Here is a 12834-nt window from a genome sequence, read left to right on the forward strand (position 1 = left end):
ATTAAGTTTTCTGTGAACTTTTAAGGTTTCTTCAATATCCTTAATGGTTCAAAAAAGCAAAGCACTCTCCTACTAAAGACAATTTGCGACACCACTTCTCAAAGTTTTTGTACTCAATTAAAAATTTATTTAAAAAAATTATGAAAAGAATAAAGAATATTTTTCTAACCTTTATATTGGCTGTAGCCTCGGTTTCGTGTGTGTCCAAACTGGCATACTCGGAACCGGATCTTCAGCTTCCGGAAAAATTCCAATACACAGCTACTGCTGATACGGCAAGCATCGCCAATCTGGAATGGAAACAGTTTTTCAGCGATCCTATTCTACAGGGACTGATTGAGAAAGGAATCAAAAACAACTATGATCTTCAGATTGCTTTAAAACAGGTAGCTTCTTCACAGGAGAAACTGAAACAGGCCAAATATCTTCAGTATCCTGATGTAGGTTTCGGAGTTTCGGCACAGATTTCCAAACCGTCGGAAAACAGCATGAACGGGAAGAGCTTAAACTCATTTTTAGGTCAAAATCACGTTGAGGATTATAATGCAGCATTCAACCTTTCATGGGAGGCCGATATCTGGGGGAAAATCAAAAACCAGCAGGAAGTTTCAAGAATGCAGTATCTACAGACTTATGAAGCAACAAAAGCTGTACAGACCCAAGTGGTGGCAGCTATCGCCCAGGGCTATTATAATTTATTGATGCTTGACAAACAGATCCAGATCGCAAAAGCCAATCTGGAACTCAGCACCAATACCCTTTCCATCACTGAAAAAATGTGGCAAAGCGGTGATACAACCTCTTTAGGCGTTCAGCAGGCAACTGCTCAAAAACAGTCTACAGAATTACTGATCACTCAGCTGGAGCAGAATATCGCCATTCAGGAAAATGCTTTGAGCATTCTTGTAGGTGAAAATCCGACTAAAATTAGCAGAACGATCGAAATGTCTGATACTTCTTTACCACAGAATATTTCCGCAGGACTTCCTGCAGCTATGGTAAGCCGTCGTCCGGATGTTCGTCAGCAGGAACTGGTTTTACTGGAATCCAATTCTATGGTAGGAATAGCTCAGGCAAATATGTATCCTGCTTTGAAAATCACAGCCAACGGAGGAGTGAATTCCTTCAAGTTTGATAACTGGTTCCAGATTCCGGCATCTCTGTTCGGATCTGTACTGGGAGGAATTACCCAGCCCATTTTCCAGAAAAGACAGTTGAAGACAGACCTTAACGTAGCTAAAATCCAGAGAGAGAAGAATGTTCTGGCTTTCCGTCAATCTGTATTAAATGCAGTAGGTGAAGTTTCTGATGCTTTGGTTTCTAATGAAAGTTTAAAAGTTCAGGAACAAAAAGCAACTGAACAAGTTGCAACATTAAAAGATGGGATTAAAAGTGCCGAAATGCTTTACAAAGGCGGTATGGCCAATTATTTAGAAGTGATTACAGCTCAGGGAAATTCTCTGCAGGCTGAACTGAATCTTGCATCCGTAAAAAGACAAAGACTGAGCAGCATTGTAGATCTTTACAGAGCGCTTGGCGGCGGTTGGAAGTAGTAAATTTTTAATTATATTGTTTTTAGTGCGGTCCCTGATTTCCAGAGGCCGCTTTTATTTCCCGTAACCCCAGCCAATAAAAATAAAGCCCACAAAATAACACAAACATCTGCTCGATCTGCTCAATCTGCGAGAGATTATTTTACGCTCGCAGATTGAGCAGATCGAGCAGATATAAATTTGAAGCTTATTTAATCATTAAGATTATTGTACCAATTAAGTTTAGCTAAGAAAGCAAAGCCCATCTTAATATTCTTAATAACTCAATGATTCTTAATGGTTAAATATTGAAATATTTAGTTTTGAAACTGTTCAGAAATCCATCTTAAAAGATTTTCAAAATCCTCTTGAGAATATCCTAAAGATAAATAATGGATATCATCTGCCTTTCTGTACCAGGTTAATTGACGTTTTGCATACCTGCGGCTGTTTTTTTTGATTTCAGAAACGGCAAAATCCAAATCCCATTCACCGTCAAAATATTTAAATAATTCGGAATAACCTACGGTTTTCAAGGCCGTCAGATCTTTATAGGGTTCAAGGCTTTCCGCCTCTGCCAGTAAACCTTTCTCCATCATCATATCTACTCTTCTGTTGATCCGGTCATAAAGCTCTTCTCTTGGTGCTTCAATTCCTATGCGGGTCACATTGAAATCCCTGGACTCCTGGGAAACAGCAATCTGCTCGGAATATTTTTTATTCGTCTGCCAGATCACATCAATAGCCCGTAAAAGTCTTCTGTGATTGTGAAAATCTACCACTTCAAAATACTCAGGATCAAGTTCTTTTAAAATTTCCTGAAGCTTTCCTATTCCTTCATAATCAAAAATTTCCTGTAATTTCTTCTGATTGGCTTCATCAGCTTCAGGCAGATCATTCAGACCTTCGATGACAGCTTTTTCATACATCATACTTCCACCGACTAAAATAACGGTGTCATGATCAGTAAAAAGTTCGTTAAGCTTTTTCAGGGCATCTTCCTCGTACTGCCCGATAGAATAATAATCCTGAACCGAAAGGTTCCCTATAAAATGATGGGGAGCCTCTGCAAGCTCTTCTTCAGAAGGTGATGCGGTCCCTATTTTCATTTCTTTAAAAAACTGGCGTGAATCACAGGAAACAATTTCGGTATTGAAATGCTTTGCCAGATCAATTGCCAGTCTTGTTTTGCCTATTCCAGTAGGTCCTACAACAGAAATCAAATTTTTCACAGTGCTAATTTAAATGTTTATCTTTGTACAACAATAAAAAACTATGATTTTATCAATGACGGGATTCGGCAGAGCCGAAGGTGTTTTTGAAGGTAAAAAGATTTCGATAGATATTAAATCATTGAACAGCAAAAGCTTTGATTTAAATATCAAAGTACCTTTACGCTATAAAGAGAAAGAATTCGAAATCAGAAAAATCCTGAACGACAGAATTATCCGGGGAAGGTAGACTGCTACATCAATCTGGAAAATCTGGAAGAATCCAACGATGTGAAAATTAATAAGAGTTTAATCGATGCTTATATCAGTGAACTTCGTAACATTGCTTCTGACGGTCCGGACTTTGAATACCTGAAAATGGCAGTAAGGCTTCCTGATGCCATTACTTCAAGACCCGATGAGCTTACGGAAGGAGAATGGGAATCTTTAGCCAAGATCGTTCACGCTGCGGTAGACCGTTTTATGGAATTCAGAAAAACAGAGGGAGCTATTTTACATGAAGAACTGGAAAGAAATATCCAGAATATTGATCAGTATCTTTCCGAAGTCATTCCTTTTGAAGAAGAAAGAATCATTGCTGTAAAAGAACGCTACCAGAAGTCTTTAAAAGAATTTGAAAACGTGGACGAAACACGTTTCTACCAGGAAATGGCCTATTTTACGGAAAAGCTTGATATTGCAGAAGAAAAAGTACGACTCACCCAGCACCTTAAGTATTATAAGGAAGTAATGGATAATGAAGATTTCAACGGAAAAAAACTTGGTTTTATTTCTCAGGAGATCGGAAGAGAGATCAATACTTTAGGTTCAAAAGCCAACCATGCAGAGATCCAGAAACTGGTGGTTATGATGAAAGATGATCTGGAAAAAATTAAAGAGCAGACGTTAAACGTATTATAAGTTACGGGGTACGAGATTCGGGATGATTTCGAGTTAACAATAAAGCGGAATTAAACCCGGAACTCAAAACCCGGAACCCGGAACAAAATGAATAAAGTTATCATATTTTCAGCACCGTCGGGGAGCGGAAAAACTACATTAGTAAAACATTCTCTGGAAACATTTCCGGAACTGGCATTTTCAATCTCATGCACTACAAGACAGCCCAGAGGAAGCGAAATGCACGCCGTGGATTATCATTTTTTGAGTCCGGACGAATTCAGACAGAAAATAGCGGAAGATGCTTTTGTAGAATATGAAGAAGTGTATACTGACAAATATTACGGTACTTTAAAATCTGAAGTGGAAAAAATCTGGAATCAGGGAAAAGTGGTCATCTTTGATGTGGATGTGAAAGGTGGAATTTCTTTAAAAAAATATTTTGGAGAAAAAGCTCTTTCCATTTTCATTGAGCCGCCTTCCATAGAAGAATTGGAACGAAGATTGATCTCCAGAAACACAGATGATGCAGAAACCATCAAAACCCGTGTAGCAAAGGCAGGAGAAGAAATGACCTTTGCGAAAGAGTTTGACGAGATCGTTATCAATACCGATCTTGATGAAGCAAAAAAAGAAATAGAAAGTTTAATAAAAAAATTTATAGAAAGAAACTAGAAACTATAAATTAGAAGTTAGTTATACATTACACTTATTTAAGTCAAAGCTAAACTCTAACTTCTAATTTCTAACCTCTAACTTCTATAATCAAAAAACATTGAGGTTGATATGAGTACCGAAACATTAGAAAAAGCTAAATCTGCCATTCCTGTAAGAGGATTTTTGGATATAAAAGATATAGCAATCCCTCAAGGAGAAGAATTGGTGAAAGCCATTCTGAAACTTAAAGAAGAAAAAATGCGGTGATCCTGGCCCATTATTACCAGCCGGGAGAAATTCAGGATATTGCTGATTTCCTGGGTGATTCTCTGCAGCTGGCAAGACAGGCTAAAGAAACCAATGCAGACATAATCGTATTCTGCGGAGTCCACTTCATGGCTGAAGCTGCTAAAATCCTTAATCCAACTAAAAAAGTAGTTCTTCCCGACACTATGGCAGGATGCTCCCTGGCAGACGGATGTTCAGGTGAAGGTCTGAGAAAAATGCGCGAGCAGCACCCGAATGCCCTGATCGCCACCTATATCAACTGTAATGCAGAAACCAAAGCAGAAAGTGATATTATTGTGACCAGTTCCAATGCGGAAACCGTGATTGAAGCACTTCCGAAAGACCGGCCGATCATCTTTGCACCGGATAAAAACCTGGGAAGATACTTATCTAAAAAAACCGGCCGCGATATGATCCTTTGGGACGGAAGCTGCATCGTACACGAAGCATTTTCAATGGAAAGAATTGCCAAGCAGCTTGCAGACAATCCTGATGCAAAATTAATTGCCCACCCTGAAAGTGAGGAAGCTGTACTGAAACTTGCGCACTTTATTGGATCCACTTCTGCCCTGTTGAATTTCGTAGAGAAAGACGACTGCCAGAAGTTCATTATCGCTACAGAAGAAGGAATTCTTCATGAAATGAAAAAACGTGCACCGCATAAAGAACTTATTCCTGCTCTTGTTTTTGACGAAAGCTGCAACTGTTCGGAATGTTTTTACATGAAACGCAATACCATGGAAAAACTGTACCTGTGTATGAAATACGAACTTCCGGAAATCCTCATCGACGAAGAGCTTCGTTTAAGAGCTTTGAAGCCGATTGAGGCTATGCTGGACCTTTCAAAAAGCATAAAATAAATTTTTTATATATTTAAGGAACCAACCAAAATCCTTACTTATGAAAAATTTAAAAAAATTAGACAAAGAATGTCTGAAAACTATCAATGGCGGAACAGCAAGAGAATGTGATACTTATTGTAAACCCGATGAAGTATGCATTCCCGGAGTATGTGGCAGCCCGCCAAAATGTTTAGCCACTTCTTAAAAGTGGATGAATTCATCAATTTTAATAGTATAAGGTTGTCTCAAACTAAAGAGACAACCTTTTTTATTACACCATCGGAGGATAACAGGTTCCTCCGGGAGTCCTCCAGCAGCCCCACGCGCCGCCGCCACGGAAACATACATAGGCAGCACCCCCACATGTTTCAATCTGAAACTCGGTAAAACCGCCACTGATTCTGCTTTTTTCTTCTCTTGAAAGTTTTTTCAAATTTTTCATATTTTAAGATTTGATTGTTAGGTTATACAAATATGAATAATATCCTTTTTAAAACAACACTTTATTTCACCTAAGTAAGTTTAAAATAATTCCGAAGAAAAGTTCACATAAGATGAAATCAAAGATTTGCACAAAACTTAAGTGTACTTATGATCCAAAAAGCCCGGCTCTAAAAACGCTTAGTGGTTAAAAATAATCAATGTTAAAGTTTAAACAACTTCCATAAATAATTTTGTTATCTCCAAATAATTTGTATATTTGTTTGGTAAAGAATGAATTTTCTAAGAAACATATCAGATATTTCTGTACCGGAATTACTTTCGGCCCTATCATCTGTTTCTACATTCACAACTACAACAACTACCCCGTAGCGGGGTAAATTTTCACATATTATTTCCTGTACCCGTACTCTTTTTGTAAAGAGTAACCCTCTCATTTTATCCAACTTCAAATACCTATCAGATGAAAGTCTTAAAATTCGGCGGTACATCAGTTGCCAATGCCCGGAACATTATTCTGGCAGAAAATATTATTAAAAAAGAAGCTTTACAAAGCAAAGTTATTGTTGTAGTTTCAGCACTTCACAGCGTTACCGACAAACTGATAAAAGCAGCTGAGTATGCTTCTGCTAAAAATGAAAACTATATCCCGGTCATCAAAGACCTAGAAGAAAATCACCTACAGCTCGTTAAAGAACTTATTCCTGTTTTAGAACAAAGCTCATGGCTCAGTTTCGTAAAAAAACATTTTAACGATATGGAAGATATTTATAACGGTATCTTCGTCCTGGGTGAATTCACAGATAAAATTAAAGACAGAATTACTTCATATGGAGAATTTTTGTCATCCAACATTATCGCGGCGAGGCTTCAGTATGAAGGCCTGGATTGTCTGTGGATGAATTCAGCTGAACAGATTAAAACAGACAGTAATTTTACCCATGCAAAAGTAGATTTTGAAATTACGGATCACAATTTAAAGAATTTTGCAGCAAATCATAAAAATCAGATTATCGTTGCTCCGGGCTTTATTGCCAGCGATCAGAACGGAAATGCTACGACCTTAGGAAGAGGTGGTTCAGATTATACCGCAGCCATCATTGCAGCAGCAGTTTCAGCTGAAGAACTTCAGATCTGGACCGATGTGAATGGTATGATGACCGCAGATCCAAGATTAGTTTCCAATGCGAAACCAATCCCGGAAATCTCGTATCATGAAGCGATGGAACTCTCCCATTTTGGAGCTAAAGTGCTTTATCCGCCATCCATACAGCCTGTAATGGCAAAGAACATTGACCTGAAGATTAAAAATACTTTTGAGCCGGATGCCCACGGTACTCTGGTTTCCCATAATCTGGAAACATCATCGGATGAAATCAAAGAAGCTGCTGCAGGGGTTTCTAATATGAGTCATATTGCTCTTCTTACTTTGGAAGGCAGCGGAATGGTTGGAATTCCCGGAATTTCTGCCAGACTCTTCCAGTGTCTCAGCTTTGAAAAAATCAACGTTATTCTTATTACTCAGGGATCCTCGGAGCATTCTATCACAATAGCCGTTAATGAAAAAGATATCTATCATGCAGAAAATGCGGTCAATTCATCATTTGCCGACGATATAAAACTTCAGAGAACTGCTCCTGTAAAAATAGAAACCGGGCTTTCAATTGTTGCGCTGGTAGGAGAAAATATGAAAAACAGAAGCGGGATCAGCGCGAAAATGTTCGGATGTCTGGGTAACAACGGTATTAACATCAGAGCTATCGCACAGGGATCTTCAGAAAGAAATATCAGCATTGTAATTTCAGAAAAAGACACTAAAAAAGCAGTTAATGTCCTTCATGAAGAATTCTTTGAATCCGAAATCAAGCAAGTACATCTATATCTGTGCGGCACCGGAAATGTAGGTTCAAAACTTGTAGAACAGATCTTTGAGCAGAATGCTTACCTCCGCGAAAATAATTTGATCAATTTAAGAATTGCAGGACTTTCCAACAGCCGAAAAATGATTTTTTCTGATCAGGGAATCTCCGAAAACGATTATAATAACTGGGGTGAAAAAGGTGTTGAAGCCTCTATTCATGGTTTTGCAGAAGAGATTATTTCAAGGAATCTGCGGAATTCTGTTTTTATTGACATTACAGCCAGTTCAGAAGTTCCCGCAGTATATGAAAGCCTCTTAAAAAGAAGCATCAATATTGTTGCCTGCAATAAAATTGCGGCTTCCTCAGATTTTGAAATTTATAAAAATTTAAAAAATACAGCCAGAAACCATAGCTGCCGTTTCTATTTTGAAACCAATGTAGGCGCAGGACTTCCGGTTATCGGTACCATTAATGACCTCATCAAAAGCGGGGACAGAATTACATCCATCCAGGCTGTTTTAAGCGGGACCCTGAATTTTGTTTTCAATAATTATGACGGAAGCAGAACCTTTTCAGAAGTTGTTGCCCAGGCACAGAAGGAAGGCTTTACAGAACCGGATCCCCGTCTGGATCTCACAGGAACAGATGTCGCACGGAAAATTTTAATTCTGGCAAGAGAAGCAGGTTATCAGCTCCAGTTCGAAGATATTGAGAATGAAAGTTTTCTGCCACAGGAATGTCTTCAGGGAAGTGTAGAAAATTTTTATGAAAAACTTACTGAATATGAAGATCACTTCAAAAACCTGGTGAACGATGCACAAAGCAATGGCAAAATTTTAAAATATACTGCCGAATTTAAGGATGGAAAAGCTAAAGTAGGCCTTCAGCATGTAGCTCCGGACAGTGACCTGTATCACCTGTATGGCAAAGACAATATCGTTATCTTCAAAACTTTAAGGTATTCCGAACAGCCTCTGGTTGTAAAAGGAGCCGGAGCGGGCGCTGAAGTAACGGCAAGCGGTGTTTTTGCAGATATTATACGTTCAGTTTAAAATAAATACTATGGAAAAAATAAAAATAAAGGTTCCTGCTACCGTTGCCAATCTTGTCTGCGGGTTTGATATCCTTGGAATGGCTATTCATGAGCCTTATGATGAAATGGAACTGAAATTACTGGATAAGCCGGAGATTATAATCAGGCATGAAGACCAGTTCGGACTTCCGGAAAACCCTTCTGAAAATGTAGCTGGCGTTGTACTGCAAAATATTATTCAGGAATTAAACCTGACAAAAGGTTTTGAAGTAACGATCCGTAAACATATCAAGCCGGGAAGCGGGCTCGGCTCCAGCGCGGCTAGCGCCGCCGGAGCCGCTTTCGGGGCCAATGCCTTATTGGGCAATATTTTATCTGATGAGGAAATGGTGCACTTCGCCATGTTCGGGGAAGAGCTTGCTTCCGGAGTCCGCCACGCGGATAATATTGCCCCATGCATTTATGGGGGATCACTTTAGTAAAATCCTCCTCTCCTATTGATATTATTCCACTGAGAAGCCCGGATCTGTTTGTCGCTGCGGTACATCCGCAGGTAGAAGTTAAAACTTCCGATGCACGACAGATTCTAAAGAAAAATATCTTATTAAAAGATGCCGTTGAGCAATGGGGAAATATTGCCGGACTGGTAGCCGGAATCCTTAAAAATGATATTTCCCTGATCGGGAGAAGCCTTAATGACGTGATTATAGAACCTGTAAGAAGCATTCTGATTCCGAAATTTGAAGAGATCAAAACAAAAAGTATGGAAGCCGGAGCGCTTGGTGGCGGGATTTCGGGCTCAGGTCCTTCCATTTTCATGCTTGCAGAAAAAAAGAAACAGCAGAAAAAATTGCACAGCTGATGAAATCCGCATATGATGAAATTGGAATCATGAGTTTTGTATACGTATCCAAAATAAACCCTTCCGGAATTGAAATCGTTGAAGAATGATCAATGATGAACCCAACAAATTAAAACAATGAAATATTATAATTTAAAAAACAAGCAGGAAACCGTTGATTTTAAAACAGCAACTATAAAAAGCCAGGGAAGCCGGAAAGGGCTTTTCTTCCCGGAAATTATTCCCCGGTTTGATGAAGAATTTATCCAAAACCTGCATCTGTATTCTGATGAAGAAATTGCCTTCAGATGTATGAAAGATTTTATTGGGGATGAAATTCCAGCAGAGATATTGAAAAATATTGCAGCAGAAACCATCAGCTTTGATATTCCTTTGAAGAAAATCAATGAACGAATCTCTATTCTGGAGCTTTTCCATGGGCCTACTTTGGCTTTTAAAGATGTGGGAGCCCGCTTTATGAGCCGCTGCCTTTCCTATTTCCTGAAGGATCAGGATAAGAAAATAACGGTACTCGTTGCCACTTCCGGAGATACAGGAGGGGCTGTTGCTCATGGTTTTTACAATGTTCCGGGAATCAATGTGGTGATTCTTTATCCCAAAAACAGGGTAAGTGCCGTTCAGGAAAAACAGCTTACTGCATTAGGAGGAAACATTTCTGCGCTGGAAGTGGATGGTAATTTTGACGACTGCCAGACTCTTGTGAAGCAGGCATTTTCGGATGAAAGCATTAATTCTGAACTGTTTTTGACTTCGGCGAACTCCATTAATGTCGCAAGGTGGCTTCCACAGCAGGTTTATTATTTATTAGCTTTAAAACAATGGAAACAGCACGAAAACCAGGATCCGGTGATTGGTGTCCCAAGTGGAAATTTCGGAAATATTTGTGCCGGGCTTCTTACGTATTTCCGGGGGCTTCCTGCAGAACATTTTATTGCTGCCTGTAATGAAAATCATGTGGTCCCCGATTATCTGAAAAACCATCAGTATCATCCTAAAAAAGCTGTGGCAACCCTATCTAATGCCATGGATGTGGGTGATCCGAGTAATTTCACAAGGATTCTGGAGCTTTTTGGACATCAGTTTGATTCATTAAAAAATATGATTTCAGGATATTCCATCGATGATGCATCAACACTAGAAACTATAAAAGAAGTTTTTGAAAAATATGAATATGTTCTTGAACCTCACAGCGCTGTTGCTTTTGCTTCCCTGGAACAATATCTGAATGAAAATCCGGGCAAAAAAGGACTCATACTGGGAACCGCACATCCGGTAAAATTCCCTGAAGCAGTGGAAAAAGCAGCCCATATCACTACAGAGGTACCTGAGGCACTGCATGCCCTTATGAAAAAGGAGAAAAAACTGTAGAAATACATGCGGATTTTGAAGAATTAAAACGATTTTTGCTGAAATAAAAATCAGGAACAAATGAGCAAGATCTTTCTTGAAGATGTAAAAATATATGCCTACCACGGTGTACTTCCCGAAGAAAATATCATCGGGACCTATTATATTTTAAATGCAGAACTGCACACGGATCTTTGGAAAGCCGCAGAAACGGATGACCTGAACGATACGATAAGCTATGCTGACATCAATGGGATCATTCACCGGGAGATGGCCGTTAAATCCAAATTACTGGAACATGTAGCAGGAAGGATCATCATGAAGATCCATCAAAGCTTTCCCCAGATTTCATACATTAAGCTGAATATCACCAAAACTTCACCACCCATGGAGGGCGAAATGAAAGGGGCAAGTATTGAACTGGAAAAAAGCTTCAAGCCTGACGATTTTTAAATTTTTATCTTCACAAAAAATATAAAGAATTGAAATCCATCAAATTATTATTTTTATTAAGCTTCGCTTTTGTTTTTGGCCAGACTGCCGTTGATAATCAATCTGCCGTTTATAATTTTCCGAAGATACGGTCCAACATTACGATGCCGGTCACTATTCCGCTTTCCGAAATCAGTAATATGATTAACGCTTCGGTAAAGGAGTTGATATTTCAGGATGATTCCTATACGGATAACAATAATGACCAGTTCAAGGTAAAAGTATGGAAAACCCGTCCTATCCGTCTGGTGGGCGGAACAAGCCAAAACCTGCTGATTGAGGTTCCTATAAAAATATGGGCAGAAAAGGGCATCGGTACCCTTGGAGTATATTCGTATCAGAATACAACTTTTGAAACGGTGATGTCCTTCAACACCACCATCAGCTTTAACAATAACTGGACAATTTCTACCAATACTCAGCCCAATGGATTCAGATGGGTAACAAAACCTGTCCTGGATTATGGCAAAATACAGATTCCTATCACTTCACTGGTAGAAAAAAGCCTGAAGGAACAGCAGGGAAAATTCGCTAAAACCATTGACCAACAGATGGCTACCCAGCTGAATTTCCAGCAATATGCGGTAATGGCCTGGAATGTTTTTGCCCAACCCTTTAATATTTCTGAAGAATATAACACCTGGCTGAAAATAACTCCGGTCGGCGTAAACATTACTCCTCTGAAATTCTATGGAAATGAAATTACAACGAATATCGGAATGGATATTTATTCGGAAACGTTTACAGGAAGCAAACCTGCAGCTACCCCGACGGTAAGATCGGTAAGTAATTTCAACGTTGTTCCTGCCCTGGCAGATAAATTCCTACTTCAAACTACAGCGAATGTCCCTTTTTCAGAAGCAACGAATATTGCCCGCAATATGTTCATGAACAAAGAATATGATGTAAGAGGTTCTAAAGTAAAGATCAAAGATATCAGGGTTTACGGTTCGGAAGGAAGAGTGATCATTGAAGCTGAAACGGAAGGTTATGTAAATGGCAAAGCCATTATTTCAGGGATTCCGGTGTATGATGAAATGAAAAAGAAAATTGTACTTTCCAACACAAAATTTAATCTGAGAACCGCCAATATCCTGCAGAAAACGGCTACCCTTCTTTTTAAGGGGAAAATTGTAAAGATGATTGAAGAGGAATACGGAATCCCGACGCAGGAACTGGAGCTGGCTTCGAAGAAAAGTATAGAAGAGGCATTTAATAAAGAATATTATAAAGGCTTAAAGATGAACGGAAGAGTTTTTAATCTGAAACCGGGCCGTGTTTTATTAAACGAATCGGGAATCACTGCTGTTATTGAAACCAATGCCACTTTAAAATTAATGCTTAACGGAATTTAAATTATAAATCAA

The 12834-nt window shown here is 39.0% G+C and carries 9 protein-coding genes and 3 pseudogenes; 10 read left to right on the forward strand and 2 right to left on the reverse strand.

The window, feature by feature from the left end; translation table 11 throughout:
• Nucleotides 1-140: 140 nt before the first annotated feature.
• Nucleotides 141-1553: an efflux transporter outer membrane subunit gene (locus N4G44_RS17035; RefSeq protein WP_474928496.1), complete on the forward strand. Its 1413-nt coding sequence runs from the start codon at nt 141-143 to the stop codon at nt 1551-1553.
• A gap of 296 nt (nt 1554-1849) precedes the next feature.
• Here the strand turns inward: N4G44_RS17035 and miaA are convergent, their stop codons facing one another.
• Nucleotides 1850-2764 carry a tRNA (adenosine(37)-N6)-dimethylallyltransferase MiaA gene (gene miaA, locus N4G44_RS17040; protein WP_474928497.1) on the reverse strand — a complete coding sequence of 305 codons (915 nt, stop codon included), beginning with the start codon at nt 2762-2764 and terminating at the stop codon, nt 1850-1852.
• A gap of 43 nt (nt 2765-2807) precedes the next feature.
• On the opposite strand from miaA, the pseudogene N4G44_RS17045 reads away from it, so the two are divergent.
• The 4 genes and pseudogenes from N4G44_RS17045 (at nt 2808) to N4G44_RS17060 (ending at nt 5635) form a co-directional block, all read left to right on the forward strand.
• A pseudogene (locus tag N4G44_RS17045) lies at nt 2808-3664 on the forward strand (YicC family protein).
• Between the two features lie 87 nt (nt 3665-3751).
• Nucleotides 3752-4318, forward strand: coding sequence for a guanylate kinase (gene gmk, locus N4G44_RS17050; protein ID WP_073065475.1), 567 nt, complete (start codon nt 3752-3754; stop codon nt 4316-4318).
• Between the two features lie 111 nt (nt 4319-4429).
• A pseudogene (gene nadA, locus N4G44_RS17055) lies at nt 4430-5448 on the forward strand (quinolinate synthase NadA).
• Nucleotides 5449-5488: 40 nt separating this feature from the next.
• Nucleotides 5489-5635 (forward strand): bacteriocin-like protein, encoded by a 147-nt coding sequence (locus N4G44_RS17060; RefSeq protein ID WP_165579294.1) that lies wholly within the window; start codon nt 5489-5491, stop codon nt 5633-5635.
• Between the two features lie 66 nt (nt 5636-5701).
• Here the strand turns inward: N4G44_RS17060 and N4G44_RS17065 are convergent, their stop codons facing one another.
• A complete protein-coding gene (locus tag N4G44_RS17065) occupies nt 5702-5872 on the reverse strand; it encodes a bacteriocin-like protein (protein ID WP_155859162.1) in 171 nt (56 codons plus the stop codon).
• Nucleotides 5873-6334: 462 nt separating this feature from the next.
• Here N4G44_RS17065 and thrA point away from each other — a divergent pair, with 462 nt between their 5' ends.
• From thrA to N4G44_RS17090, 5 genes and pseudogenes are all read left to right on the forward strand, one after another.
• Nucleotides 6335-8785: a bifunctional aspartate kinase/homoserine dehydrogenase I gene (gene thrA / locus N4G44_RS17070; protein WP_474928498.1), complete on the forward strand. Its 2451-nt coding sequence runs from the start codon at nt 6335-6337 to the stop codon at nt 8783-8785.
• Nucleotides 8786-8795: 10 nt separating this feature from the next.
• Nucleotides 8796-9717 (forward strand): annotated as a pseudogene (locus N4G44_RS17075) (homoserine kinase).
• Between the two features lie 28 nt (nt 9718-9745).
• The gene (thrC, locus tag N4G44_RS17080; RefSeq protein ID WP_474928499.1) at nt 9746-10996 is read left to right on the forward strand and encodes a threonine synthase; all 1251 of its coding nucleotides are present in this window, start codon (nt 9746-9748) and stop codon (nt 10994-10996) included.
• A 60-nt stretch (nt 10997-11056) separates the two neighbouring features.
• Entirely contained in the window at nt 11057-11428 is a 372-nt protein-coding gene (folB, locus tag N4G44_RS17085; protein WP_474928500.1) for a dihydroneopterin aldolase, read from the forward strand.
• Between the two features lie 29 nt (nt 11429-11457).
• Nucleotides 11458-12822 carry a DUF4403 family protein gene (locus tag N4G44_RS17090; protein ID WP_474928501.1) on the forward strand — a complete coding sequence of 455 codons (1365 nt, stop codon included), beginning with the start codon at nt 11458-11460 and terminating at the stop codon, nt 12820-12822.
• The last annotated feature ends 12 nt before the right edge of the window (nt 12823-12834 follow it).

The sequence above is a fragment of the Chryseobacterium sp. GTID13 genome (genome assembly GCF_056172655.1).

Coding starts and splice junctions, on each gene's coding strand:
- N4G44_RS17035 (WP_474928496.1), top strand. CDS start 141: ATGAAAAGAATAAAGAATATTTTTCTAACCTTTATATTGGCTGTAGCC.
- thrC (WP_474928499.1), top strand. CDS start 9,746: ATGAAATATTATAATTTAAAAAACAAGCAGGAAACCGTTGATTTTAAA.
- gmk (WP_073065475.1), top strand. CDS start 3,752: ATGAATAAAGTTATCATATTTTCAGCACCGTCGGGGAGCGGAAAAACT.
- N4G44_RS17065 (WP_155859162.1), bottom strand. CDS start 5,872: ATGAAAAATTTGAAAAAACTTTCAAGAGAAGAAAAAAGCAGAATCAGT.
- thrA (WP_474928498.1), top strand. CDS start 6,335: ATGAAAGTCTTAAAATTCGGCGGTACATCAGTTGCCAATGCCCGGAAC.
- folB (WP_474928500.1), top strand. CDS start 11,057: ATGAGCAAGATCTTTCTTGAAGATGTAAAAATATATGCCTACCACGGT.
- N4G44_RS17060 (WP_165579294.1), top strand. CDS start 5,489: ATGAAAAATTTAAAAAAATTAGACAAAGAATGTCTGAAAACTATCAAT.